Consider the following 26,247-nt stretch of genomic DNA (forward strand, 5'->3'; position numbering starts at 1 on the left):
AGGGTTCCGGTCAGAACTCTCCCCGCTTGTCATAAAGGAGTGAAAGTATGAAAGAGAAGACAAAACGAATCATTGCGTTCTACTCGATGATCTCGCCATGGTTCATCGTGTTCCTGGTATTCGGCCTCTATCCGATGATGTACGGCCTCTATCTGAGCTTCACCAACTACTATGGCTTCAACATTAAGAAACTGAAATGGATGGGATTGCAAAATTATCACAAGGTTTTTACGGACTCCGATGCAATGTACTCCTTGGGGAGAACGCTATACGTAACCCTCATCAACGTTCCGCTCGGCGTGGCGATCGGCCTTGGCTTGGCCATGCTGCTGAACAGACCGGTGCGCGGGGTTGGGGTTTACCGGACGATCTTCTACTTGCCTTCCATCGTGCCGGCGCTGGCCAGCGTCCTGATGTGGAAGTTTATTTTCTCCAGCAACAACGGCGTGTTAAATGGCATTTTGAACCTTTTTGGCATTGATTCCGTGAATTGGCTTGGATACGACTATGCCACGACATCCCTGCTCATCATGCTGTTATGGGGCGCAGGAGGCGGCGTGTTAATCAATCTGGCGGGACTGAAGGGTATCCCGCGGGATTTATATGAAGCGGCATCTATCGACGGTGCGTCACCGTTCAAGCGGACTTTTCATATTACAGTGCCGCTCATGACGCCGGTTATTTTCTTTAACGTCATTATGGGCATCATCGGCTCGCTGCAAATTTACATGCAGCCGATTTTGCTGAACGGCGCGGAATTGCTCGCGCGTCCGATTCAGCCGAACTATCTGTACTTCGTGCATGCATTCCAGCAGATTTTCGCATTCCAGCGGTTCGCGTACGGCATGGCGCTGCTATGGGTATTGTTCCTGGCGATTCTGGCGCTGTCTGTTGTCGTCTTCACGACGAGTAAATATTGGGTTCACTATGAAACGGATCAGGAGGGATAAACGACGTGAAGACAGAGACGACTACCAAAGGAAGCATTCCGCATTACGCGGCGCTAATCTTCTTCTCCGCGCTGTTCATCTTCCCGTTGTACCTGGCTTTCGTGTTGGCGCTGAGCGCATGGAATACGACGCCTGGCCTGGTGCCAGTGGGCTTCCATCCGGAAAATTTCAAGTACGCGACGACGCTGATCAATTTCTGGCACTATACGAAGAACTCCATCATTATTTGCGCGATCACGCTCATCACCTCGACCTTGACGAGCGGTCTGGTCGGTTATGCATTCGCGCGTATCGCAGTGCCGGGACGCAACGTGCTGTTCATGATCGTGCTGTCGACGATGATGCTGCCGGGGATCGTAACCCAAATTCCGCAATATATCTTGTTCCATAACTACGGCTTGCTGGATACGTTCTGGCCATGGCTATTCTGGGGCCTCGGCGGCAATGCGTTCTTCATCTTCATGTACCGCCAATTCTTCTCCGCGATTCCGAAAGAGCTGGAAGAAGCGGCGCGGATCGACGGCTGCTCGATCTTCCGGACGTACTGGAACATCTTCCTGCCGATGTCGTTCCCGGTCATAGCGACGGTGTCGATCATGACGTTCCAAGGCTCGTGGGGCGACTTCATGGGGCCGTTCATGTTCCTGAAGCAGGATCATTATCCGCTTGCGACCGCGCTGAGTATGATCAGCTATAAATTCGAGGGACAGGAAGACATGATACTGACCTCCGTATCGACGGCGGCTGCGATCTTGCTCATCGTTCCGGTATTGGTCACGTTCTTCCTCGGACAGCGATACATCGTTGAGGGGATTGTTACGACAGGCGTCAAAGGGTGATTAGAACTGTCAACCGCGATAGGCGTGTACCGGGGAAAACGGTATGCGCCTATCGCTGTTTATGTGCGTGGCGGAAATGAGCATGAGCGAATCGCCGGAAACGGTGTTATCATTAACGGGGAGGCGCTTGTTCCACCGCGCTGATGCTCTCGTCGATATCCGCAGAGACAAGAGTTGACGGACAACGCGCACCGTCACGACTTGCACAAAGCACCGCTGCGGATGCGAATAGACCTATAAAATACCGCTTGCGAACACCATACGATTACCCGGTAAAATTGGAGGATTATCATATACAAACGCTTTCATTTACCGTGATATCCTTGAGTCAGCAAGAATTACTCATACGTTTTCAAGGGGGATATGAAATTGAGAAAGTGGACGATCATGCTTACTGCAGTCACGGCTGCGGTCATCGTATTATCGGGCTGCGGCAACAGCAATAACAGTGGCAGCACGAACACTAGCAGCAATGGCGGCAACACTGCGGCGACAAACAACAGCGGCGGGGACAATTCCGGCAATGCGGCAGCGACGGGCGATTCCGGCAGCTCCGGCGAAGTCGTCACGATTCGCACGAGCGTTTCGGAAGGCGAGCTGTCCAAGGACCAAATCGCGGAATTCGAGAAAGAGCATCCGAACATCAAAATTGAAATCGAAGCGCTCGACGCGACGAAATTGGCGGCAGAGCTGGCAACGGGCGATGCGCCCGACGTTATCCGGCTTTCCGGCGTATTCGATCTTCCGAACTATGTCATAAAAGGCATTGCGCTTGATCTTACGGACCGCATCGAGCAGAGCTCGGTGTTCAAGGCCGACGATCTGCTGCCGATCACGAACGTGTTCCGCTTCGACGGCAAGACGGTCGGCGCGGGGCCGATCTACGGGTTGCCGAAAGACTGGTCCAACGACTATGCCATTTACTATAACAAGAAGGCATTCGATGCCGCAGGCGTTCAGGTGCCGGATCCTACGAAGCCGCTGACTTGGCCGGAAGTATTCGACTTGGCTAAGAAGCTGACGATCAAGGAAGGCGACAAAGTCAAGCAGTACGGTCTGGCTGCCAACGAGTGGGGCAAAACGGAGCCGAACTTCAACAACCTGCTTCAATACCTGCTCAGCGCGGGCGCGGACGTCAACGCGGCAGATAACGGATCGGTCAATTTTGACAACCAAGCCGTTAAAGACTACATCAACATGTGGGTTGACGGCGTGAAGAGCAACGTCGGTCCGAACTCCGTCAACAACGACCAAACGTCCGGCGGCGACCTGTTCTTCAAGGATCAAGTCGCAATGATCATCGACGGTTACTGGTATAGCGGCGCAATCCGCAGCAATGAAAGCTCCAAGACGCATTTGGCCGACTACGGCATGCTGCCAACGCCAATCGCTCCGAACGGCACGCGCGTAGCGCCTACGGGCAGCGCGACCGGCGCAATCATTAACGCGGCTTCGAAGCATCCTGACGAAGCATGGACGTTCTTCGAATGGTTCTTCGGCGGCAAGCCTGCCGACGATCGTGCGAAGACAGGCTGGGGTCTGCCGATCTTCAAGAGCAAAATGGATCTGCTGCCGGAAGAAACTGAATTCGACAAACAGGTCAATGCAGTTCTTCAAGACGAGCTGAACTACACGAGCCAATACCTGAAAGTCAATCCGTACCTTGCAGGCGGAGGCTGGTCGATTTTCGATAAATACGTGCAACCGCTGTACTTTGGCAAATCGAATTTGGACGAAGCCATCAAAGGTATGACCAAAGACGCTAACGTGGCCATTGAGGAAGCGAAAGCGGCAGCCGGACAATAATCAAGTAAAGCGGGGAGGGTTCCAGGAGGAACTCTCCCCGCTTTGTCATATAGGAGATGCGTTCTATACGTGGAAGCGTAGAAGTGAGCAGTGAGCAGTGAGCAGTGAGCAGTGAGCAGTGAGCAGTGAGCAGTGAGCAGTGAGCAGTGTTGTCGGAGCTGACATCTGCGTCAAATTATTTACATTTTTTATAGCGAAAAAGGTGTTTCCAAACGGGAAATGATCGTGTAAGATAAGTAGTGTAACAAATGATAACATGTGAGGGCAGGGGAGTTGTCATGATGGAACCTATTACTTACGCGCCGGCTTCACATTTAAGGCACCGTAAAGCAGCAGAAGTTATTCCTTTCCTTAACACATATATCGCTAAGCGTGAACAGGAGATTGCGGAGATTGAACAGATGGTCGAGCGTTATGAGAAGCGCCGTCTTCATGAAGAGCGTACGTACCAATCGATGTCGAAGATGCGACGATTGTTAACGGGCAAGAAGCCTGACCATCATCTTGCGGTAGAATATATTCATTACGTGAAGCGGCCGATGGAACGGGTTCGCGCGCTCCGTCTTGAAGTGGAGCAAGCGCGCGCGATTTTACATAGCAGCAACGATAACGTTTCTGCTACGATCGCGATTTCAAGCGAGATGGAAGATGAGATGAATTAATGTAGTGACCGTCCGATTGCGAGCGGTTTTTTTATTTGATCCCGCCTAAAGCAAAGGCGCCTCCATTCTCGGAACGAGTCATCGTTCCAACAACAATGGAGGCGCCTTTGTTCGATTTATCTGCGGGCTTTAAGCTGATCCAGGTCGAGAAAGTCGTGATCTTGATTATAGGCCGGTACTCCGTGGATGCCGACATCAAGTCCGATGAGCTCTTCGTCTCTTGATACGCGCACTGGAACAAAGCGCTTAATAACCAGAAGCACGATCCAGGTTATCGCAAAGCCCCAAATGCTGACGATTGCAAGGCCAAGGGCTTGTACGCCGAGAAGGTTCCATCCGCCGCCGTAGAACAAACCATAGTATTCTTGTCCGATTCCTTTCGTCATCTCCGGCAGAGCGAACAGCCCGACGGCTAGCGTTCCCAGGCTGCCGCTGATGCCGTGGACCGCGAATGCGCCGACCGGATCGTCGATGCCTTTGCGCTCGAGCCATTCCGTTGCAAGCACCATGGAGATGCCGCACACGACGCCGATTAGAATCGCGGCGCCGTCCGAAACGAAAGAGCAGCCTGCCGTAATGCCGACCAGACCGGCCAGCGATCCGTTGATGACCATTGGCGGATCGGCTTTCTTATACCGCAGCATCGTAAACAAGATGCACGTTGCTCCGCCCGCTGCCGCGGAGAGCATGGTCGTGATGGCGATATGGCCGATCGAGCCGTTCGTTGCGCTAAGCGTACTTCCGGAGTTGAAGCCGAACCAGCCGAACCACAAGATGAACGCGCCGACAGAGGCCAGCGGCAGGTTGGACGGAGGCACGATGTTGCTCTTGCCGTCCGGCGTGAATTTGCCGATTCGCGGGCCGATGAAGATTGCTGCGGCAAGCGCTGCGAAGCCGCCGAGCGCGTGGATGACCGCGGAGCCGGCGAAATCGATCATGCCGAGCTTGCCGAGCCAGCCGCCGACCGCCCACACCCAGTGGCCGGCTACAGGATAGATAAGTCCGGTCATCGCGATGGCGTACAGGATGTAAGCCCTGAAGTGAATCCGTTCCGCCACTGCGCCGGAAACGATGGAAATGACGGCGATGACGAAAGCGCATTGGAACAGCCAATAGGTCTCATGCGAGATGTTGATAGCGATATGGGAGAGATCCCCGTTCAGCAGGAAGCCTGTCGTACCGATTAAGCCGCCCGCATCTTTTCCGTACATCAGCCCGAAGCCTATAAAATAAAAGATAAGTGCGCCGAAGGCGATGTCTACAAATACTTTCATGATGATGCTGACTGCATTTTTTTGTCTGACAAAGCCTGCCTCAAGAAGCGCGAAGCCGCCTTCCATAAGCAGGATCATTGCGGCTGTCAATACGACCCAGATCGTATCGAGCCCGGCGGACAGCGTGGCTACATCCATGCGTTCATCTCCTCTAGGTCGTCATGTTAGGTTTTGTCTCTCATTCCAATCCGAACCCCATTATATAAGCGCTGCGTCAATGATGTCAACGAATGAAGTTATAAGACCTGACATGGGTTTGTCCTTTTTTTTGGATTAGGCGCACATCCGCTCCGTCTCCAGACGTAGAACGGGTTCAACCGTGAGACCCTTTTAAGGCGCTTACGGCTTCGGGTATACTTGGAGTACAAACCTTAGGAGAAGCGATTGGGAGCTGGTGGAGGCAATGAACGGGAATTTTATCAGTCGGTTTATGTGGGGTCTCTTTATTATAGTAGTAGGCGTAGGCTTGATGCTGAGGCAAAGCGGGGTCGTCGATTTCGATATCGGGCATGTTTTCATGACCTATTGGCCGCTCATTCTGCTTTTCGTCGGCGTGCAGGGCATGCTGCAGCGATCGGTATACGGCATCGGCTCCTTCTTCGGATCGGCGGTGCTGCTGATCGTCGGCTTCGTGTTCCTTGGCCGCAATTTGGATTGGTTCGCCTGGTCGATAAGCGATTTGATGCAGTTTGCAGGGCCGCTGGTGCTGATCTTGTTCGGATTGCGCATGATTCTGAAACCGAAGGCGAAGAAGAAGGACGAGCTGCCGGGCGATGAATGGAAAGCCTATACCAGCTACGGGCCATTCGATCAGCAAGTGCCGCCGGCGCCGCCGCTGCATCCGGATCCGACAAAAGAGCCGGAGATGACCGATCAGAATGACGACGCCAAAGATCATCCGGCCGATGCGCAAACGCCGAATTCGATGGAAGGCAAGCTGCCGCAGCGGCCGGCACATCCTTATGAAGATTTTGCGAAACAGCAGGTGAAGCGGAAATGGGAAGAAGCGGCGGCCCATGCCCGGGAGCATATCGAGCGGCATGCCCAGCACCGCAAGCATGTTCATGCGAAATATCATCATCGCAAGGACCGCGTAGAATGGTGGAACTATGATTCGAACGCGCAGACGCGCTCCGGCTTTATCGGCGACATCTACTTGGGTCAGGATTACTGGGAACTCAAGCCGATGAACATCTCGCATTTTATCGGAGATACGGTGCTTGATTTGACGAAGGCGCAAATATTGCCCGGCGAGACCAAAATTTATATCTCTTCCTTTATAGGCGATGTAAAAGTATACCTCCCGAATGATTACGAAGTCGGCGTGCATGTCGTCTCCAGCGCGTTTGTCGGCGATGTTGCCGTATTGGAGCACCGGGAAGGCGGCATCTTTAAAAATATGGATATCGAGACGCCTTGCTTTCAGGAGAATGAGAAAAAAATCAAGCTCCACGTCAGTACGTTTATCGGCGATGTGCGCGTCACGAAGGTAGGTTGATGCGCACATGATGGTAAGACTGTTTCGCAACAGCAAGTGGGATATGATTCTGCTGTTTCTGGCCGCCTCCACGATTTCCGTGTTGATTTGGCAGGTCGGCACCGAACTGACGGTCAAAGGGTTCAGCAGCATGCTCTGGATCGGCGTTGCGGTCATCTTCCTGTTGATCAGCGCCGTGTTCGGCTACTGGGCGGCTCAGCGAATTCAGCGTCAAATGGATTTGCTCGTGCTCGGCATGAAGCAGGCCGCTCACGGGAATTACTCCGCGAGGCTGCCGGAGCAAGGCGCGTTTATGCCGGCGCTGCGTGAATTCAACGATATGATGACGGCGCTGGACGAGAAGATGCAATGGATTCAGCGTTCCGGCGAAGAGCAGATCATGCGGGAGACGGCCTCAAATGAAGCGGCGGTGCTCGAGGAGCGTAGGCGGCTCGCCCGCGACCTGCACGATACGGTCTCCCAACAGCTCTTCGCCATTCATATGTCGGCCTCGTCCTTGCCGAAGCTGCTCGAGCTGAACCCGGCTAGGGCAAGCGACGTGATGGAGCAGCTGATTTCGATGTCATCGATGGCGCAGAAGCAGATGCGCGCCTTCATTGCCCAATTGAGGCCGATGGAGCTGGAGGGCAGGTCGCTTCAGGAAGCGCTCGATAAGTGGTTCCCGGATTACTGCCGCCAGAACGGGCTGCAGGGCGTGTTGGAATGGCGCGTGAGAGAAAGGCTGTCGGAAGCTAAGGAGCATCAGCTGTTCCTGATCGTGCAGGAAGCGATGGCGAATATTGTGAAGCATGCGGGCGCGCACACGGCGCTCTTGACCGTTGCGGAAACGGAGCGGCAAATCGTTATGACGCTGCAGGATGATGGGGCCGGCTTTAGAGCCGATCAAGTGAAGCGGGGCTCTTACGGACTGTCGACCATGCGGGAGCGGGCAAGCAAGCTAGGCGGAGACGCCTCCATTATTAGTAAGCCGGGTAGCGGTACTCGGGTAAGAGTAACGCTTCCTAACTATATGAACAAGGGAGAGGGCCGTGCCGATGAGCCTCAATAACAGTTGGAAAATAATGATTGTCGACGATCACGATATGGTTCGCGCGGGGCTGCGTACCTATCTGATGCTGGACCCGAAGTTCGAGGTCATCGCGGAAGCGGCTAACGGCAAGGAAGCGCTTGACATGCTCCGGACAGGAATGGCAGGAGGTCCGCCTCAGCTCGTGCTGATGGATTTAATGATGCCGGTCATGGACGGAGTCGAAGCGACGCGCCATATGATGAAGGAATTTCCCGAGCTGAAAATCGTCATGCTTACGAGCTTCCTAGAGGATGAGAAGGTTGTGGCCGCCGTTGAGGCCGGTGCCGTCAGCTACGTGCTTAAGACCGTTTCCGCAGAGGAACTGATCTATGCGCTGAACGGAGCGGCCAAAGGGATGCCGGTTATGACGCATGACGTTTCCCAGGCGCTGACCCGAGGACTGCGTCAGCGCAGCACGCAGGGGACGGATGAAGGCTTGACGGACAGAGAGAAGGAAGTGCTGCTGCTGATCGCCGAAGGGATGTCCAACAAGGAGATTGCCGACGAGCTTCATATCAGCATCAAGACGGTCAAGACGCATGTCAGCAATTTGCTTATGAAATGCGAGCTCGAGGACCGCACGCAGCTGGCCGTATACGCGCATCGCAAAGGTTGGGTAAAGACGGGATAGCAGGCAGACTCTCCGGGCAAGCTAACGGTAACACTAGGCCAGGAGGAGAATGAACAGCGATGATCCCCCTTGAATCCAAGCTGGAATCGAGCGAGAAGGAATTTACGGAAGTCAGAAGCATGCTGGAGGAGAACGAGTTCTCCCTTGGCGGCAATTGGGACTATGCGCACGGCTACTTCGATCGTTTTCTTGACGACGAGCATAAGGTGTGGCTGCGCATGCCCTTCGATGTCATTAACGGCAATATCGACAGCGATACGCAGGATCTGGACGCCAAAATCAGAATGGGCCGGCCGTTCGTGCTGAAGCATATTTACAACGAGGGGCTTGATAAGGAGGCCCACCCAAGGGCTTTCGGAAGCCTGGTTGATCAGTTCCAAGAGCCGCTTGATAAGGACGCGGAAGTGGAAGGAAAATGGGTCGCCAAGGCGAAGCAAGTGCTAGGCGAAGTGGAAGAACGCTTGCTTCATTAAGAGATTATAAGAATCGGAGAAAACCGGGCCTGTCGGCATCAACTGCCGCCCCCGGTTTTTTTTTATGTTCCATTATAATAATTTTAAGTTTGATTTAAGGTAGATTGTGCAAGATAGAACTATGAAGAACAGGCAAGCCAAACAAGGAAACAATTGATAAACTTCATGGGATCAGATTAAGGAGGAGTACGAAAATGAGCGACAACAAAAAACAGAACGGATATGACGATTTCTTCCGCAATGATGACCAAGGCGGCAGCGACGATATCCGGGATCAGCATACTTCGAACGAAGCGAAACGTCAGGATGAGGCCGACAAAGGATCGTATTACTACTCTTATGGGCCGTTCAAGTCCGGTTCAGCCGATGCCGAGCCGCCAAGACAAACGGGCAATGACGCGGTATCCGCTCACAATGTTTACGGTAATGACGCGGAAGGCAAGCAAAATCCGGTTGATGTAACGCCGCCAACGCAGCTTCGCCCGTTCGCGCCGTCGCAATCCGCGTCGCGCGGGGGCTGGCAGATGAAGGAGACTCGCCGCAGCCCATTCAAAGCGATGTTCGCCTCGTTCCTGGCCGGCGTCGTTGTCGTCGGATCGCTGATGTTCGTATCGGATCGGGAGAACTGGTTCACGTTGGACCAAACGCTGACGCAATCGTCCGAGCAAGCGAATTCGGCGGTGAGCAAAGCCGGGGATGACGGCAAGGTATCCGCGGCGGCGGACATCGTACGGCCGAACAATATCGCACAGCTGTTCGAGAAAGCCAGCCCTGCTGTCGTGAAGATCGAAACGTTCTCCACACAGCGCAGCGGCGGCAATCAAGGCGGCACGATGGACGACTTCTTCAGTCAATTTTTCGGCGATGAGTTTGAAGGTCAGGGCCAAGATAACGGCTCAAGCGATCAAGGCTCCGGTCAATTAGTGCCGGAAGGTATCGGTACGGGATTCTTCTTCGATTCCACGGGCTATATCTTAACGAATCAGCACGTAATCGGCGAGGCCGATGAAATTCAAGTCACGGTTCAGGGCCGCAATAAGCCTCTCGTAGCGAAGAAGCTTGGTTCCGATTACAACCTCGACCTTGCGGTGCTGAAGGTTGAAGGAACCGACTTCCCGACTCTCCCGATCGGCAGCTCCGACAAGATCAATATCGGAGACTGGGTTGTCGCGATCGGTAACCCTTACGGCTTTGATCATACGGTAACGGTCGGCGTGCTGAGCTCCAAGGAGCGCCCGATCAGCATTCCGGATTCCCAAGGCACCCGTCAGTACGAGCACTTGCTGCAAACGGACGCTTCCATTAACCCGGGTAACTCCGGCGGTCCGCTCTTGAACCTGCAAGGCGAAGTTATCGGCATCAATACGGCCGTCAGCTCGCAGGCGCAAGGCATCGGCTTCGCGATTCCGACAAGCACGATTACGGAAGTGCTGGAGAACCTGAAAGCGAACAAAGAGATTCCGAAGAAGCCGGCTCCATTCATCGGGGCGAATCTGGCCGAAATTACGGATGATCTCGCGAAGGAGCTTGGACTTTCCGATAAAGAAGGCGCCATCGTACAGAGCGTGCTGTACAAATCGCCGGCGTATATGGCGGATTTGAGACAATACGATGTCATTACCGGCATGGACGGGACGAAATATGCGGCCCGTGAAGAACTGATCGCCGCGATTCAGAAGAAGGCGGTCGGCGACACGGTTACGCTGAATATCATCCGCAACGGCGAGAAGATGGATCTGAAAGTAACGGTCGGCAACAAAAATGATTTTGCACAGCAGCAGCAATAAAGCCGCTTACCCGAAGCGCATACAGTCGTCTTGACTGTCTGCGCTTCTTTTATGGGAAAATGTGGACGTGCTGTTTCATGGCCCGATTAACTTGCGATATAATGGGAAGGCAGATTTATGTTCAGGAAAACGAGTGTTTGATGATGGGGGATTGCGATGAGACCGCATATATTAGTAGTAGATGATGACGATAAAATCACCTCGCTGCTTCGGAGAAGCCTTGCGTTCGAGGGCTACGAGGTGGCGACGGCGAACAACGGGATCGAGGGCTTGAAGCAAATGCTTGCAAGCGACCCGGATTTACTGATTCTCGATGTAATGATGCCGCAGGTGGACGGCTGGGAGGTATGCCGCCGGATCCGGGAAGGCGGGAGCACGGTGCCTATTCTGATGCTGACCGCGAAAGATGACATAACGGACCGCGTTCGAGGACTTGACCTGGGCGCGGACGATTATTTGGTCAAGCCGTTCGCGCTCGAGGAATTGCTTGCTCGCGTGCGCGCGCTGCTGCGCCGCAAAACCGATAAGCTCGAAGAAAGCTCAAGCAGGCTGCAATTCGAGGATTTGACGCTCGATCTCGATTCCCGCGAAGCGATTCGCGCCGGACGGCGGATCGATCTGACGGCGAAGGAATTCGACCTGCTGCAGCTGCTGATGCAAAACCCGCGCAGAGTGCTCACCCGAGACGCGATTATGGACAAAATTTGGGGCATCGACTACAGCGGCGAATCCAATGTGCTCGAGGTCTACATCGCCATGCTGCGCCAGAAGACCGAGGACGGCAAGGCGCCGCGCCTGATTCAAACCGTTCGGGGTACCGGATACGTGTTGAGAGGAGAAGGGAGCTGACACCATGTCGATTCGCCTGAGGCTAACGCTCTGGTATTCCATCATACTCGCGGTCACGCTCATCGCATTCGGCGTCGCGATTTATATTTTCGTCAACTATAACACGTACAAAGAAATGAAAACGAAGATCGAACAGCAAGTCAATGCGATCAATATCACATCTACCTTGGATATGTTCGGCAATTATCAAACCCCCTCTTTTGTCATCGGGGATGAGGAGCTATTCATCCAAGTAGATAACTATAAGAACGGCGTCGTGAAGGCTACGCCGAATTTGCGCAGAATCGATCTGCTGCTGCCGAAGCCGTCATTGAAAGAGATTAACGACAGCTACGAAGGTTTCGAGAATGTGAAAGCGGGGCCTTATCCGTTTCTCGTTTACCGGCATATTTTGAAGCAAAACGATGAAGTTTTCGGACTGCTGCAAGTAGCGGCGTATTCCGGCCGGGAAGAGAAGTTCCTGACCGAGCTGAAGACGACGTTGATCTCATCGGTCATCATCGTCGTGCTGATCGCCTTTACGATCGGCTTGTTCCTGGCGCGCAAGGCGCTTCGTCCGATCGAGGATGTCATTCTCGCGACCAAGCAAATTCAGAACGGTTCGGATCTCAGCATGCGTATTCCAAGAGAAGGACCGAACGACGAGCTTGGCCGCCTGACGGATACGCTGAACGGGATGTTGGGGCGGATCGAAACGACCTATAACGGCTTGAACGAAGCATACAAGGCGCAGCGGCGGTTCGTGTCGGATGCCTCGCATGAGCTGCGTACACCGCTTACGACGATTCGCGGCAACATCGAACTGCTGGAGCGGATGTGGCTGCCGTCGCTGACGCAGGGCGCGGATCCGGAATCGGACGATGCGGAGCTGAAGCACTTGAGCGATCAGGAGCGCAGCCGCATTCAGCTGACCCGCGAATCGATGCTGGATATTGCGGGAGAAGCGAAGCGGATGTCCAGCCTTGTAAACGATCTGCTGGCGCTGGCGCGTGCGGATGCCGGCTACGAGATGGAGAAGTCGGTCCAGCCGCTGCTTCCGCTTGTGGAAGACGTCGCGCGGAAGGCGCAGCTGCTTCCAAGAAAAGCCGAATGGAAAATCGGAAACCTAAGCGCGATCGAGAACGTAAATGTATTAGCGCATGCTGATTTTCTCCGTCAGCTGTTTTTTATCTTTGTGGAAAATGCGTTTAAATACACGCCTAGCGGTTATGTGGAGCTGCGGGCCATCCGATCCGGCGACCAGGCTGGCATCGTGGTCAAGGATACCGGCATCGGCATGGATCACGATCAGGTGCCGCATATTTTCGAGCGCTTCTACCGCGCCGACGAGTCTCGCGGGGAGACAAGCGGCACCGGCTTAGGGCTGTCGATCGCCAAATGGATCATCGACGAGCACGGCGGCTCCGTAGAAGTCTCGACGCGCGAAGGAGCGGGAACGACGTTTATCGTATGGCTTCCGATTGCTTTCCACGAGAAGTCGAATGAAGTATAATAAGAAGAATGGGTCTTGTAGATCATGATTCGTGAAGAATGGTTGAGCAGGAAAGCAGGTGCAAGCAAATGGAAATTGTGAAAATTTCACCGCGGGGCTATTGTTACGGCGTTGTCGATGCGATGGTTCTGGCCTTGCAGACGGCAAGAGATTTAGACTTGCCGCGGCCGATTTATATTTTGGGCATGATCGTTCATAATAGCCATGTGACGGAAGCGTTCAAGAATGAGGGCATTATTACGCTCGACGGAGAGAATCGCTTGGAAATTTTGGAGCAAATTACGAGCGGCACGGTTATTTTCACCGCTCATGGCGTGTCGCCCGAGGTTCGCAAACGCGCCAAAGGGAGAGGCCTCACCATCGTGGACGCGACTTGTCCGGACGTGACGAAGACGCATGATCTGATCCGGGAGAAGGCAGCCGATGGCTATGAAGTCATTTATATTGGCAAAAAAGGGCATCCTGAGCCTGAGGGCGCAATCGGGATCGCGCCGGAGCATGTTCACTTAATCGAGCGGGAAACCGAGATCGACTCGCTTAAGCTTACGAGCGAGAACATTATCATTACGAACCAGACGACCATGTCGCAATGGGACATCAAGCATTTGATCAACAAGCTGATTGAGAAGTTCCCGACAGCCGAAATTCATAATGAAATTTGCTTGGCGACGCAGGTTCGGCAGGAAGCGGTGGCCGAGCAAGCGAAGGAAGCGGAATTGTGCATCGTGGTCGGCGACCCGAGAAGCAATAACTCCAACCGGCTTGCGCAGGTTTCGGAAGAAATCGCAGGCGTGCCGGCATACCGCGTTTCTGATGTATCGGAGATTGACCGGGCTTGGCTAATGGGCAAGAAACGCGTAGCTGTTACCTCTGGGGCATCGACGCCGACGCCGCTGACAAAGGAAGTTATCAGTTACTTGGAGCAGTTCAACGACGAAGATCCTGCAACATGGGAAGTAAAGCGGACCGTGAATATGGATAAACTGCTTCCTACCGTACGCGTGAAATCGTCGCTTTAAGTGAAAGGAGCGCACTTCAGATGAAGACCTCAAGTAAACCGCGCTCGATGAAACGGTGGCTTAAGTTAAAATATACGCAGCTCATGCGGGCTCCTGGCGGTCCTTCGTTCGTGGCGCTGGGTTTCGCGATCGGCATATTTGTGGAGATGTTCACGCTGCCGACCTATGGGCTTGCCTTTTTCTTGATTTTTCCGCTCATCTATTTGATGAACGCCAGCCTAGCGGGAGCGTTGATCGGTTTTGTTTTCGGAAAAATTATTTTTATCCCGGTTGCATTCATCAATAGTATGGTAGGCGGCTGGGTGCTTCCGAATCATATCCGTATTTCGGTGCCGCTTGCGCCGGAATGGTTTGATCATATACTGCTTGTGAATTTGAAGCTGATCGTAGGCGGCATTATCGACGGTATGGTGCTTGGGGCGCTATTCTATTTCCCTGTTAAGTTGACTTTGAAATATGTAGCGGATAAGCGCAGGGAGAAGCGAAAGCTTCGCCGCGTCGCGATCGATGTGAAGCCGGTGACGGAATAAATCGCAAACGGCAATAGGCCGGTCTCTTGACGAGATCGGCTTTTTCTTGTATAGTTGCTTTAGTGATTAAAAGCATAAAAGCCCAAAAGCATAAAAGCGTCGAAGCTTCGAAGCGAACACGCGTCTAAGCGTAATAGGAGAGGGAGTCGAACTTATGATCGTCATAACGAAGAATAGCGTATCTGAAGAGCGGATTGCGGAAATTGTCCATCAAATCGAGAAAGCCGGCGTGCAGGCGCATGTTTCCCGCGGAACGGACCGGACGGTAATCGGGATAATCGGCAAGGCAGAGCCGACGCTCGCCGAGCATCTCCGCCAGATGAAGGGGGTCGAGAACGTCATCAAGATTTCGAAATCCTACAAGCTTGCGAGCCGGGATTTCCATCCGGACGACACGATCATCGAAATTAATGGCGTTAAGATCGGCGGCGAGCATCTTGTCATTATGGGAGGTCCTTGCGCGGTGGAAACGCCGGAGCAGATCGATGAGATCGCAAGGCTGGTCAAAGCCGCAGGCGGCCAAGTGCTCCGCGGCGGTGCATTTAAACCGCGTACGGGTCCTTACAGCTTCCAAGGAATCGGCGTTGAAGGCTTGAAGATGATGGCGGAAGCGGGACGCAAGCACGGCTTGCTGACAATTACGGAGGTTATGACGCCGGAGTACGTCGATATCTGCAGCGAGTACGCCGACATTTTGCAGGTTGGCACGCGCAACATGCAGAACTTCGATTTGCTGCGCAAGCTCGGCACGGTGAAGACGCCGGTCCTGCTCAAGCGGGGCTTCAGCGCAACTTATGACGAATTTTTGAACGCGGCCGAATATATACTTGCGGGCGGAAATCCGAACGTTATGCTTTGCGAACGCGGTATTCGTACGTTCGAATCTTACACGCGCAACACGTTAGATTTGGCGGCCATTCCGGTGCTGCAGCAGCTGAGCCATTTGCCTGTCATATCCGATCCAAGCCATGGCACAGGCCGCCGCGAGCTGGTGGAGCCGATGTCGAAGGCGTCGGTGGCTGCGGGCGCAAACGGACTTATTATCGAGATGCATACCGACCCGGACAACTCCATGACCGGCGACGGGGTACAATCGCTGTTCCCTGACCAATTCGCGAACCTTTTGAAAGAATTGGAGCAGCTGGGCAAGCTGGTCGGGAAGCGTTTTGAAACGCCGAAAGAGCCGGCCGAATACTTTAACACTTGGATTAAATAATATTCAGCACCGTGTATAAATATTGAGTAAATGAAGCTGCAGCCGTTCGGATTCCGACGGCTGCAGCTTCTTGTTTTCCGCGTAAATAAAGGGAAAAGTGACATCTTGGCAAATATGTGAAGAAAGCTGACAAGTGGTTTAAAAAATACCTTACATGACTATTGACGGTTTCAACCCTTGATCCTATAATAACAATCATAGTTTCAGATCAGAAGTTGAACAATAGTTGTCCCACACATCGTTAATGTTCGGAAATGGAGGAAATTCCTAATGTCAGTTCAAAACGTATTGAGCACAATTAAAGAGAACAACATCATGTTTGTCGATTTCCGCTTCGTGGATCTTTCCGGCCACGCGCACCACATCACGCTTCCATCGACGGAAGTGGATGCCGACACTTTTGTTAACGGCGTAGCATTCGACGGTTCCTCGATCCCAGGCTTCCGCGGCATCGAAGAGTCCGACATGGTTATGATTCCGGACACAGAGTCCAGCTTCATCGATCCTTTTACCGATCACCCGACTTTGAATATCATGTGTAACATCCACACACCGGATGGCCAGCGTTACGAGCGCGACCCGCGCAGCATCGCTCAAAAAGCGGAAGAATATCTGCAAACGTCCGGCGTTGGTACAGCTGCTTTCTTCGCGCCTGAGTCCGAATTCTTCATCTTCGACGACGTTCGCTACGAAAGCAAAATGAACACTTCCTTCTATTCCGTTGATTCCGCTGAAGCCGGCTGGAACACAGGACGTAAAGAAGAAGGCGGCAACCTTGGCTACAAAATTCCGGTTAAAGGCGGCTACGTTCCGGTTGCTCCGGTTGACTCCCAACAAGACATCCGCAGCGAAATGGTTCGCATCATGCAAGAATCCGGCCTGCGCGTTGAGCGTCATCACCACGAAGTTGCTACAGCTGGCCAAGCTGAAATCAACTTCCGTTTCGATACGCTGACTAAAACAGCCGACAACCTTATGAAATATAAGTACATCATCAACAACGTTGCTCGTCAATGGGGCAAAGTGGCAACATTCATGCCGAAGCCGCTGTTTGGCGACAACGGCAGCGGTATGCACGTTCACCAATCGATCTTCAACGGCGATTCCCCGCTGTTCTACGAGAAAGGTGCTTACGCGAACCTGAGCCCTATGGCCATGCACTACATCGGCGGTATTCTGCACCACGCGCCAGCGTTGATCGCGCTGACGAACCCGTCGACGAACTCGTTCAAACGTCTTGTTCCTGGTTACGAAGCGCCGGTTAACCTCGTATTCTCGAAAGGTAACCGTTCCGCTGCGATCCGTATCCCGGTTGCTGCGGTTACGCCTAAAGGCTGCCGGATCGAGTTCCGTACGCCGGACTCCACGGCTAACCCTTACATCTCGTTCGCTGCAATGCTGCTTGCAGGTCTGGACGGCATCAAGCGCAAGCTGGATCCAGTTGCTCTTGGCTACGGTCCATACGACAAAAACATCTACGATCTGTCCGACGAAGAGAAGAAAGAAATCCGTTCCGTACCTGGTACGCTGGACGAAGCGCTTGACGCTCTGGAAGCGGACTACGAGTTCTTGACAGAAGGCGGCGTATTCTCCAAAGACTTCATCGACAACTACGTACAATTCAAGCGCGCAGAAGCAAAAGCTGTTGCAATCCGTGTTCATCCGCACGAGTACAGCCTATACTTCGACTGCTAATCCGAACTTTTATCAATCATGTTCAGCGAGCCCTCTTCGGAGGGCTCGCTTTTTATTTGGCATCATTAAGCTAAATCCGAATATTCTTCATAAATTATTAGTTTTTGTTCGACTTTTTGCACTTGATGCCAAGCTTTAAAATTGCTATCATACTCATAAGCAAATTTGAAGAGTGGAGTGAGCAACAGTGACGAATCGCGCGTTTAACTTTAATGCCGGTCCGGCGGCATTGCCGCTGGAAGTATTGCAGCAAGCACAGCAGGAATTTATTGATTATGCAGGCGCAGGCATGTCCATTATGGAAATGTCCCACCGCAGCAGCATTTTTGAACAGGTCAACGACGGCGCACAATCGCTTCTTCGCGAATTGTTCGGAATTCCAAGCCATTATAAAGTATTGTTCCTTCAAGGCGGCGCGAGTACGCAATTCGCCATGATTCCAATGAATTTGCTGTCGGCGGGCAAGTCGGCCGCTTTCGTGCATACGGGCAGCTGGGCGGATAAAGCGATCAAGGAAGCGAAGCTGATCGGCGAAACGACAATTGTCGCCTCCTCGGAAGCGGATAAGTTCAACCGTATCCCGAGCCTAAGCGAAATTCAACTTCCGGAACATGCAGCCTACCTGCACATTACGTCGAACGAAACGATCGAAGGGACGCAGTACGCTGCTTATCCTGAGACAGGCGATGTAACGCTGATCGCCGATATGTCCAGCGATATTCTTTGCCGTCCTGTCGATGTCAGCAAATTTGGCATGATTTATGCCGGAGCGCAGAAGAACCTGGGTCCGTCTGGCGTGACGATCGTTATCGTACGTGAGGATTTGGTCGCAGAGAGCCCGAAGAGCATCCCGACTATGCTTCGTTACGACACGCATGCGAAGAACAATTCCCTTTACAATACGCCGCCATCCTTCTCCATCTACTTAGTAGGTCTCATGCTGAAATGGGTGAAGGAAAAAGGCGGAGTCGCGGCGATGGAGCAGTTTAACCGCGACAAAACGAAGCTGATTTATGACGCAATAGATCAGAGCGGCGGCTTCTACCGCGGCTTCGCGGACGCCGGCAGCCGGTCGCTGATGAACATTACGTTCCGTCTTGGTTCGGAAGAACTGGAGAAGCAGTTCGTGAAGGAATCGGAGAAGCAGGGCTTCGTCGGTTTGAAGGGTCACCGCAGCGTCGGCGGCCTGCGCGCATCGACCTACAATGCGGTTCCGCATGAAAGCTGCAAGGCGCTTGTGGAATTTATGGCCGATTTCCAGAAGCGTAACGGCTAAGGATCTAATAATCGGCCTTGGATCAACCATAGCACAAGCAAGAAGACCGCCGGCTCTTCCATTCGTGGAAGGACGGCGGTCTTCTTGGTGATCGTACGATCGAAGATGAGCATATTAAGCCAGAGACGAATCTGCGCCGGCTATGCTGCCGGGACCCGCTAATTTGTAGCCGACATTGCGTACGGTCATGATATACTCCGGCGACCGCGCATTTTTCTCGATTTTATCGCGGAGATGACTGATGTGCACGTCGACAATGCGCGTGTCGCCGAGAAAGTGATAGTCCCAAACGCCGTGCAGCAGCTGCTGGCGGCTGAGCACTTTGCCCCGGTGGCGGCACAGATAGAGGAGCAGCTCGAATTCCTTCGGAGTCAGATCGACTGGCTTCCCTTCGAGCTGAACCTCCCGTTGTTCGGAGAAAACGGAAAGCGGACCGATTTCATGCACGACCGGTTCCTGTGCGCCAGGCAGCGCTTGCGTACGCCGCAAAATCGCTTGAATGCGCGAGAGCAGCTCCTGCGGCGAGAACGGTTTTGTCATGTAATCATCGGCGCCGTGATCGAGTCCGGCAATTTTATCGCTGACATCATGAAGCGCGGTCAGCATAATGATCGGTACGGCATTATTCTGCTTGCGCAGCTCGCGGCATACTTGCAAGCCGTCCATTTTTGGAAGCATCAGATCAAGGACGATGAGATCGGGGCGAAACGGCTTTAAGAAGTCAAAGACGGCTTCGCCGTCCGAGGCACAGCGCACTTCGTAGCCGGCAAGCTTCAAATTGAATTCAAGCAGCGTGGAGATGGATGGCTCGTCATCGACGATTAATATTTTCTTCTTCAAAACGTGGTTGTTCCCCTTTCATGCACCTTTATACTTGCATTATGAGGGTTAACTTTTCACAATAGATTAAGCAAGCGTAAAAGCTATGTAAAAATGAAGGGTGTTTGATAACAAATGGCATTCCATATCGTACTCGTCGAGCCGGAAATTCCGGCCAATACCGGCAATATCGCGCGTACATGCGCGGCAACAGGCACGGTTCTTCACCTCGTTCGGCCGCTTGGCTTCAATACCGATGACAAGACGCTCAAGCGGGCAGGACTGGATTACTGGTATGCGGTCGAGATCCACTACCACGATTCGTTTCAGGAGTTGAAAGAGATGTATCCGGAAGGCCGTTTCTTTTGCGCGAGCACAAGAAGCTCGAAAGTTTATACGGAGCATAACTATCGCGACGGCGATTTTTTTGTATTCGGGAAAGAGACGAAGGGGCTTCCTCAGGAAGTATTGGATGCGCATCCGGATACATGCATCCGCGTGCCGATGACGGACAAGGTCAGGTCGCTGAATTTGTCGAATTCTGCGGCGATCGTCGTGTTTGAGGCATTGCGCCAGACCGGATTTGCGGGACTTGAATAGGTCAATGTTTAGCCACTAATCCTATGCTTTTACATGATATTAAGAAATTCGAAAAATTTGCAGGAAATGACCGGCCATTATAGAACCTAAGTAGGGTGCAATTAATCGAAACGTTACAAAATGCGACTACAGGAGATGTGTATTTGGTGAAACCGGCTGGTGTTGTGCGTAAAGTAGATCAATTAGGACGTATCGTTCTCCCCAAATCACTGCGTAAAAGATACCAAATGAACGAGGGAGATCCCGTTGAGATTTTGGTTCAGGGTGACCATATCATTTTGGAGCGCTACCGTCCTCGCTGCGTGTTCTGCGGAACGCTTGAAGGCGTTCGCGAATTCAAAGAACGCTACCTGTGCAACTCTTGCATGACGGAAATGGCTGGCTTGCGCCGGGGATAAACCGGTTATCCAGCATGATCCACCAAGTTCTAAGCGGCAAAAAAAGAAGCTTCCGGCGGCTTGAGATTCAAGCGCTGAAAGCTTCTTTTTTTGTTTGCTGATCCGTTAGTCCTATTGCTTTACAATCCTTTAGTTTTGTCATCGTTGTAAGCCGCCGTACACATGGCGATCAGGAACAAAGCCGAGACAGTGAGGACGATTAGAAAATTGATGGTCATTCGTATTCCCTCCTAGGCTGCCAGCACCTTCATGATAAGCTTCATGAAACACTCCCTTTCATTATACCCAACGGCACGCGAAAAGAAAACGAACAAAGTTGTGAACATGTTGTTACGGCTGATTGAATGCCGTCATAAAATGAACTACATTGGAGAACGCTGTTACATAGTGATGAATCCCGCGCTTCGACTGCGTTCTTTCGATGCTCTTCTTGTTGCTCCCGCCTTGAAAAGGGCGTAAAATGTGGGATAAAGGAAGGAGAGGAATGGAACGTGGAGTATCGTTTTTCAAGCAATGTCGAGCGGCTGCAGTCTTCTGCTGTTCGTGATATTTTAAAGCTGACGCAAGGAAAGGAAATCATCTCGTTTGCCGGCGGCTTGCCGGCTGAAGAGCTGTTTCCGCTAGATGCGGTGAAGGAGGCAACGGAACGGGTATTCCGTACCGGCGGCAAGAACTCGCTGCAATACGGGCTTACCGAAGGCTTCTTGCCGCTGCGCGAGCAACTGTGCCAGCGAATGGCCCGTAAGGGGATGCGTGCGGAGCCTGACGAAATGATCATGACGACGGGCTCGCAGCAAGCAATCGATTTGATTACGCGCGTGCTCATGGAGCCGGGCGATATCGTCCTTGTAGAGAATCCGACCTATTTGGCCAGCTTGCAGGTTTTCAATCTAAGCGGGCTTCGGGTCGTCCCTGTCGAAAGCGACAAGGATGGCATGGTCATTTCCGAGGCGGAACGGCTGATCAAGCAGCATAAGCCGAGACTTATTTACGTCGTGCCTACATTCGGCAATCCGACGGGACGCGTATGGAGCATGGAGCGGCGCAAGGGCTTGCTTGAGCTCAGTCATCGACACGGCGTTCCGATTCTGGAGGATGATCCATACGGCGATATTCAATTTGACGAGCAGGCCAATTACTCGACGCTGTTCTCGCTAGACGACCGAACGAATGGCGGGCATGTTCTTTATACAAGCACGTTCTCCAAGACCGTCGCGCCGGCGCTTCGTACGGGCTGGGCCATTGGCAGCCGCAAGGTCATCTCTATGATGGCGAAAGCGAAGCAAGCGGCGGATTTGCATTCCAGCACGTTGGACCAGCAAACGCTCGATCAGCTGCTGCGCCACTTCTCATTGGACGATCATATCAAGGTGATCCGAAGGGCGTACGGCGAGCGCATGCAGCAAATGCAGCAGCTGCTCGCCTCGCAAGGCTGGAGCGACGTGAAATGGGAGCAGCCGAAAGGAGGCATGTTCCTCTGGCTGGAGCTGCCGGAGGGGCTTGATGCGGAGGCGCTGCTGCGCGCGGCTGTGAAGAAGAACGTGGCGTTCGTGCCGGGGGCTTCGTTCTACGCGGCTGAACCGCAGCGCAATACGGCGCGGCTGAACTTTACGTATACGACCGGCGAGCGAATGGCTGCAGGCATTTCGCGTTTTGCCGAAGCGCTGAATGAGTTTCTGGCACGCTGCTAGCGCGTTTCGAATAGAGAAGCCCGGAGTCCTCAAGGGTAGAGGATTCCGGGCTTCTTGTATTTCTAGCGGCTATAACATCCGTGCCATGAATTTGCCGTCTTGAATTTCAAGCGGGTAACAATCCAGCTCCTCGCCGGGAACGTTGGTGGACTCGCCGGTCGCTTTGTCGAAGCACCAATAGTGCAGCGGGCAAATCAATTCGTTCAGATGCGGTCTGACGATACCGCCGGCATGCGGACAGATCGCCGAAATCAGATTGTAGCGCTGTTCCTCGTCGTCCTTGCGCGGGGCTTCAACAATATAGTACGGCTGGTTATTCAGTTTGACGTTGGCCGGAAATTCCGTGTAATCCTCGACGTTGCCAATAACGCGGTAGTTAATCGTTTCGCTCATTCGGTTCATATCCCCTTTGATTAGTCGTGATTATGGATAAGTGCTGCGTCTTGCTTGTCCTTATGCTGCCTTTGCCGCTGCCAAGCTTCTATTATATGTGCGTATTGCTGTAAGGCTGACGCCCCTTCCGGCTTAAGGCTATATTGTCCCCGTTTGACTCGTTCAAACCAGCGGTAGTAATCCTTCTGCAGAAAATGGCCAGCCCGCGGGATATCGGTCAGCTTCGCAATCGCGCTTGGCGATAACTCGCCGTGCTCGCTTAACGCCCAAGCCACACGCAGCGCCTTTTCGCGGTAAGCCGTAACGAGCTTGCTCTTGTTGCTGCCGCCCGTATTATAGTCGCCGCTGCGCTCATGAAACTCCGTGAGCAGACGTGCCTGTCGGACGCGGCGCTGCCCTCTCTGCGGCGGATCGCCCGGCTGGCACAGCATCTCCAGAACGGGTGCTTTGGTTTTGAAGAACGTTACGGTCATTAGGCCGAGCCCTAGCATCCGGCACAGCTCGGTCAGATCGCCGAAGCGCTGGTTGTGCGCGCCGACTTTTTTCCGGTTGCGTTCGACTGCGAGGATGACAGAGCCGTTCAGGCGCAATCTTTCGATGCCCTGCAGCAGCAGCGCGAGATTGAATGTTTTTTTCATTTCCACCAGGATGGTTTCATTCGTTTCCGGGTGAATGGCGACGAGATCGCAGTGCATGATTTCGCCCTTCACCTCGAAACCCTGCTTTTCGAAATAAGCCTTGATCGGCGGATACAGCTCCGTTTCGTGTTTGACAGCCAATGGTGCAGGATCGCCTCGATTCCATGGGAGGGTAGTCTGCTCCCGATTATAGCACATTCCTCCCGTCCCCTTAAGCCATAATTTTAGAAGTTACATCGGGTGTTACAACTTTATTCCTGTCGGCGGGGCCGAAATAATGTCGGCATCGCCATGTTTCGACTTGCCTCCATCATCCGGGGGTGAAAGCAGTCAAGTCCCGTCACGCTTGGCTTTCCGCCGCTCGGGGACGGCCAGTGGCTCGTATAAGAAATGCCGCACAAATGGGGGATTACGGGCAGAATAGCGCGGATTTTGGCGGAATCTTGTTTAAAAAATAGGGCAACTTCCCTTGCGAAAGTGCATAGGATTGTAATACTTCAATAAAAAAAGCCGGGCAGCTTAAGATGGCTGGATGAATATTACCCGCATGCAGTAGTCAATCGGAAAGTGCTGAAGGCGTTAAGCTAGACGGAGCAAATGCATACGAAGTGAGTTTTGCATCCGCAAAACTTATAGGAGGTTACGGCATGGATATTTTAAAACGGATATCGGCGTACAAGGCGGAAAGTGAAAAGCTGGCTTGGAGCGGGTCTTTTAAAGACTACATCGACCTGCTGAAGCGAGATCCTACTCCGGCCATGACTGCACATGCTCGTGTCTATGAAATGATTGAGTCTTATGGCGTAGTGGATGACGGCGGGAGTGCAAAGAAATACAAGTTTTTCGAACAAGAAATATTCGGCTTAGACCGAGCCGTGGAGAAGCTTGTCGAGGAATACTTCCACTCAGCAGCCCGGCGGCTTGATGTGAGGAAGCGGATTCTGCTCCTGATGGGTCCTGTCAGCGGCGGTAAATCCACGATTGTGACCATGCTGAAACGCGGTCTTGAACAGTTTTCCCGCACCGAGAAGGGCGCCGTCTATGCCATTAAAGGCTGTCCGATGCATGAGGATCCTCTGCACCTGATCCCGCATGAGCTGCGGCCCGAAGCGGAACGGGAGCTCGGCGTCCGAATTGAAGGGAACCTGTGTCCATCCTGCCAAATGAGGCTTAGAACCGAATATAACGGCGATATCGAGAATGTCCAGGTCGAACGCGTCCTGATCTCTGAAGAGAGCCGCATCGGTATCGGTACGTTCAGCCCTTCCGATCCGAAATCGCAGGATATCGCGGATTTGACCGGCAGCATCGACTTCTCGACGATTACGGAGTTCGGCTCCGAATCCGATCCGCGGGCCTACCGCTTCGACGGCGAGCTGAACAAAGCGAACCGCGGCCTGATGGAATTCCAGGAGATGCTCAAATGCGACGAGAAGTTTCTATGGAACCTGTTGTCGCTAACCCAAGAAGGCAACTTCAAAGCCGGCCGATTCGCGCTCATTTCCGCGGATGAGTTGATCGTCGCGCATACGAACGAAACGGAGTATAAGTCGTTTATCGCCAACAAGAAGAACGAAGCGCTGCAATCCCGGATGATCGTCATGCCGATCCCGTATAACCTGAAGGTGTCCGAAGAAGAGAAAATCTATAAGAAGCTCATCGGACAGAGCGACATGAAGCATATTCACATTGCGCCGCATTCCCTTCGCTCGGCCGCGATCTTCTCCATCCTGACCCGTCTGAAGGAGACGAAGAAGCAGGGGATGGACCTCGTCAAAAAAATGCGCATGTACGACGGCGAGGAGGTCGAAGGCTACAAGGAAGCGGATTTGAAGGAAATGCAATCGGAATACATCGAAGAAGGCATGTCGGGTATTGACCCGCGTTATGTCATCAACCGGATATCCAGTGCGCTGATTAAGCAGGATTTGCAGTGCATCAATGCCCTTGATGTGCTGCGGGCGCTGAAGGAAGGGCTTGATCAGCATCCTTCGATCACGAAGGATGAGCGAGAGCGTTACTTAAACTTTATTTCTACGGCGCGGAAAGAATACGACAGCCTTGCTAAGAAGGAAATACAGAAGGCGTTCGTCTATTCCTTCGAAGAGTCGGCTAGAACGCTGTTCGAGAACTATCTCGACAACATCGAGTCGTACTGCAACTGGTCGAAAATCAAAGACCCGCTGACAGGCGAGGAGATGGATCCGGATGAGCGGCTGATGCGCTCCATCGAGGAGCAAATCGGCGTATCCGAGAATGCGAAGAAAGCGTTCCGCGAAGAGATCTTGATTCGGATTTCGTCCTACTCGCGCAAAGGGAAGAAATTCGACTACTACAGCCATGAACGCCTGCGCGAGGCGATTGAGAAGAAGCTGTTTACCGACCTGAAAGATATCGTCAAAATTACGACCTCGACCAAGACACCGGACGAGAAGCAGTTGAAGCGGATTAACGAAGTGACGAAGCGGCTGATCGATGAGCACGGATACTGCCCGGTCTGTGCAAACGAGCTGCTGCGATATGTCGGAAGTCTGTTGAACCGATAATGTTCAAATGATGAACCGGCGCCCGAGCGGCGCCGGTTTTTTTTGCTTTTGGGGCTAATAAATGCTTGATAATTTCCGGTAATCGCGCGGCCGGCT

General features: G+C 52.9%; 24 protein-coding genes. 20 read left to right on the plus strand and 4 right to left on the minus strand.

Annotated elements, in window-relative coordinates; translation table 11 throughout:
• Window positions 1-47: 47 nt before the first annotated feature.
• The 4 genes from DL346_RS18935 to DL346_RS18950 all read left to right on the plus strand — a co-directional run bounded on the left by DL346_RS18935 (window position 48) and on the right by DL346_RS18950 (window position 4,257).
• Entirely contained in the window at window positions 48-950 is a 903-nt protein-coding gene (locus DL346_RS18935) for a carbohydrate ABC transporter permease (protein ID WP_112883706.1), read from the plus strand.
• Between the two features lie 5 nt (window positions 951-955).
• Window positions 956-1,789 carry a carbohydrate ABC transporter permease gene (locus tag DL346_RS18940; RefSeq protein ID WP_165822575.1) on the plus strand — a complete coding sequence of 278 codons (834 nt, stop codon included), beginning with the start codon at window positions 956-958 and terminating at the stop codon, window positions 1,787-1,789.
• A gap of 369 nt (window positions 1,790-2,158) precedes the next feature.
• Window positions 2,159-3,595 carry an extracellular solute-binding protein gene (locus tag DL346_RS18945; protein WP_165822576.1) on the plus strand — a complete coding sequence of 479 codons (1,437 nt, stop codon included), beginning with the start codon at window positions 2,159-2,161 and terminating at the stop codon, window positions 3,593-3,595.
• Between the two features lie 278 nt (window positions 3,596-3,873).
• On the plus strand, window positions 3,874-4,257 hold the full coding sequence (locus DL346_RS18950) for a hypothetical protein (RefSeq protein ID WP_206098548.1): 384 nt from the start codon (window positions 3,874-3,876) through the stop codon (window positions 4,255-4,257).
• A gap of 116 nt (window positions 4,258-4,373) precedes the next feature.
• Here the strand turns inward: DL346_RS18950 and DL346_RS18955 are convergent, their stop codons facing one another.
• Window positions 4,374-5,669: an ammonium transporter gene (locus DL346_RS18955; protein ID WP_112883713.1), complete on the minus strand. Its 1,296-nt coding sequence runs from the start codon at window positions 5,667-5,669 to the stop codon at window positions 4,374-4,376.
• Between the two features lie 265 nt (window positions 5,670-5,934).
• Here DL346_RS18955 and liaF point away from each other — a divergent pair, with 265 nt between their 5' ends.
• From liaF to serC, 12 genes are all read left to right on the plus strand, one after another.
• Window positions 5,935-7,029 carry a cell wall-active antibiotics response protein LiaF gene (gene liaF, locus DL346_RS18960; protein ID WP_240633290.1) on the plus strand — a complete coding sequence of 365 codons (1,095 nt, stop codon included), beginning with the start codon at window positions 5,935-5,937 and terminating at the stop codon, window positions 7,027-7,029.
• Window positions 7,030-7,036: 7 nt separating this feature from the next.
• Window positions 7,037-8,077, plus strand: coding sequence for a sensor histidine kinase (locus DL346_RS18965; RefSeq protein WP_206098549.1), 1,041 nt, complete (start codon window positions 7,037-7,039; stop codon window positions 8,075-8,077).
• Window positions 8,064-8,729, plus strand: coding sequence for a response regulator transcription factor (locus DL346_RS18970; protein WP_112883715.1), 666 nt, complete (start codon window positions 8,064-8,066; stop codon window positions 8,727-8,729). Before DL346_RS18965 ends, DL346_RS18970 begins: the two co-directional genes overlap by 14 nt.
• Window positions 8,730-8,788: 59 nt before the next feature.
• Window positions 8,789-9,202 (plus strand): YugN family protein, encoded by a 414-nt coding sequence (locus DL346_RS18975; RefSeq protein ID WP_112883717.1) that lies wholly within the window; start codon window positions 8,789-8,791, stop codon window positions 9,200-9,202.
• A gap of 194 nt (window positions 9,203-9,396) precedes the next feature.
• On the plus strand, window positions 9,397-10,989 hold the full coding sequence (locus DL346_RS18980) for a S1C family serine protease (RefSeq protein ID WP_112883719.1): 1,593 nt from the start codon (window positions 9,397-9,399) through the stop codon (window positions 10,987-10,989).
• Window positions 10,990-11,145: 156 nt separating this feature from the next.
• Window positions 11,146-11,838 carry a response regulator transcription factor gene (locus DL346_RS18985; RefSeq protein WP_112883721.1) on the plus strand — a complete coding sequence of 231 codons (693 nt, stop codon included), beginning with the start codon at window positions 11,146-11,148 and terminating at the stop codon, window positions 11,836-11,838.
• A gap of 4 nt (window positions 11,839-11,842) precedes the next feature.
• Window positions 11,843-13,330: a sensor histidine kinase gene (locus tag DL346_RS18990; RefSeq protein WP_112883723.1), complete on the plus strand. Its 1,488-nt coding sequence runs from the start codon at window positions 11,843-11,845 to the stop codon at window positions 13,328-13,330.
• Window positions 13,331-13,398: 68 nt separating this feature from the next.
• Window positions 13,399-14,349 carry a 4-hydroxy-3-methylbut-2-enyl diphosphate reductase gene (locus DL346_RS18995; protein ID WP_112883725.1) on the plus strand — a complete coding sequence of 317 codons (951 nt, stop codon included), beginning with the start codon at window positions 13,399-13,401 and terminating at the stop codon, window positions 14,347-14,349.
• Window positions 14,350-14,369: 20 nt separating this feature from the next.
• A complete protein-coding gene (locus DL346_RS19000; RefSeq protein WP_112883727.1) occupies window positions 14,370-14,879 on the plus strand; it encodes a DUF2062 domain-containing protein in 510 nt (169 codons plus the stop codon).
• A gap of 154 nt (window positions 14,880-15,033) precedes the next feature.
• Entirely contained in the window at window positions 15,034-16,095 is a 1,062-nt protein-coding gene (aroF, locus tag DL346_RS19005; protein WP_112883729.1) for a 3-deoxy-7-phosphoheptulonate synthase, read from the plus strand.
• A 270-nt stretch (window positions 16,096-16,365) separates the two neighbouring features.
• Window positions 16,366-17,790 (plus strand): type I glutamate--ammonia ligase, encoded by a 1,425-nt coding sequence (glnA, locus tag DL346_RS19010; protein ID WP_112883731.1) that lies wholly within the window; start codon window positions 16,366-16,368, stop codon window positions 17,788-17,790.
• Between the two features lie 187 nt (window positions 17,791-17,977).
• Window positions 17,978-19,066 carry a 3-phosphoserine/phosphohydroxythreonine transaminase gene (gene serC, locus DL346_RS19015; RefSeq protein ID WP_112883733.1) on the plus strand — a complete coding sequence of 363 codons (1,089 nt, stop codon included), beginning with the start codon at window positions 17,978-17,980 and terminating at the stop codon, window positions 19,064-19,066.
• Between the two features lie 114 nt (window positions 19,067-19,180).
• Here serC and DL346_RS19020 read toward each other — a convergent pair whose 3' ends face one another.
• The gene (locus DL346_RS19020) at window positions 19,181-19,906 is read right to left on the minus strand and encodes a response regulator transcription factor (protein WP_112883735.1); all 726 of its coding nucleotides are present in this window, start codon (window positions 19,904-19,906) and stop codon (window positions 19,181-19,183) included.
• A gap of 114 nt (window positions 19,907-20,020) precedes the next feature.
• On the opposite strand from DL346_RS19020, the gene trmL reads away from it, so the two are divergent.
• The 3 genes from trmL to DL346_RS19035 all read left to right on the plus strand — a co-directional run bounded on the left by trmL (window position 20,021) and on the right by DL346_RS19035 (window position 22,574).
• A complete protein-coding gene (gene trmL, locus DL346_RS19025; RefSeq protein WP_112883737.1) occupies window positions 20,021-20,485 on the plus strand; it encodes a tRNA (uridine(34)/cytosine(34)/5-carboxymethylaminomethyluridine(34)-2'-O)-methyltransferase TrmL in 465 nt (154 codons plus the stop codon).
• A 146-nt stretch (window positions 20,486-20,631) separates the two neighbouring features.
• Complete coding sequence (locus DL346_RS19030; RefSeq protein ID WP_112884081.1) at window positions 20,632-20,883, plus strand: AbrB/MazE/SpoVT family DNA-binding domain-containing protein; 252 nt, start codon at window positions 20,632-20,634, stop codon at window positions 20,881-20,883.
• A 491-nt stretch (window positions 20,884-21,374) separates the two neighbouring features.
• On the plus strand, window positions 21,375-22,574 hold the full coding sequence (locus tag DL346_RS19035; RefSeq protein WP_112883739.1) for an aminotransferase-like domain-containing protein: 1,200 nt from the start codon (window positions 21,375-21,377) through the stop codon (window positions 22,572-22,574).
• A gap of 69 nt (window positions 22,575-22,643) precedes the next feature.
• On the opposite strand, the gene DL346_RS19040 is transcribed toward DL346_RS19035, so the two are convergent.
• Complete coding sequence (locus DL346_RS19040; RefSeq protein WP_112883741.1) at window positions 22,644-22,967, minus strand: Rieske (2Fe-2S) protein; 324 nt, start codon at window positions 22,965-22,967, stop codon at window positions 22,644-22,646.
• 20 nt (window positions 22,968-22,987) lie between these two features.
• Window positions 22,988-23,746, minus strand: coding sequence for a DUF2161 domain-containing phosphodiesterase (locus tag DL346_RS19045; protein WP_112883743.1), 759 nt, complete (start codon window positions 23,744-23,746; stop codon window positions 22,988-22,990).
• A gap of 506 nt (window positions 23,747-24,252) precedes the next feature.
• Here DL346_RS19045 and DL346_RS19050 point away from each other — a divergent pair.
• A complete protein-coding gene (locus tag DL346_RS19050; protein WP_112883745.1) occupies window positions 24,253-26,151 on the plus strand; it encodes a PrkA family serine protein kinase in 1,899 nt (632 codons plus the stop codon).
• The last annotated feature ends 96 nt before the right edge of the window (window positions 26,152-26,247 follow it).

The organism is Paenibacillus montanisoli (assembly GCF_003268025.1).
Taxonomy (GTDB): domain Bacteria; phylum Bacillota; class Bacilli; order Paenibacillales; family Paenibacillaceae; genus Paenibacillus_Z; species Paenibacillus_Z montanisoli.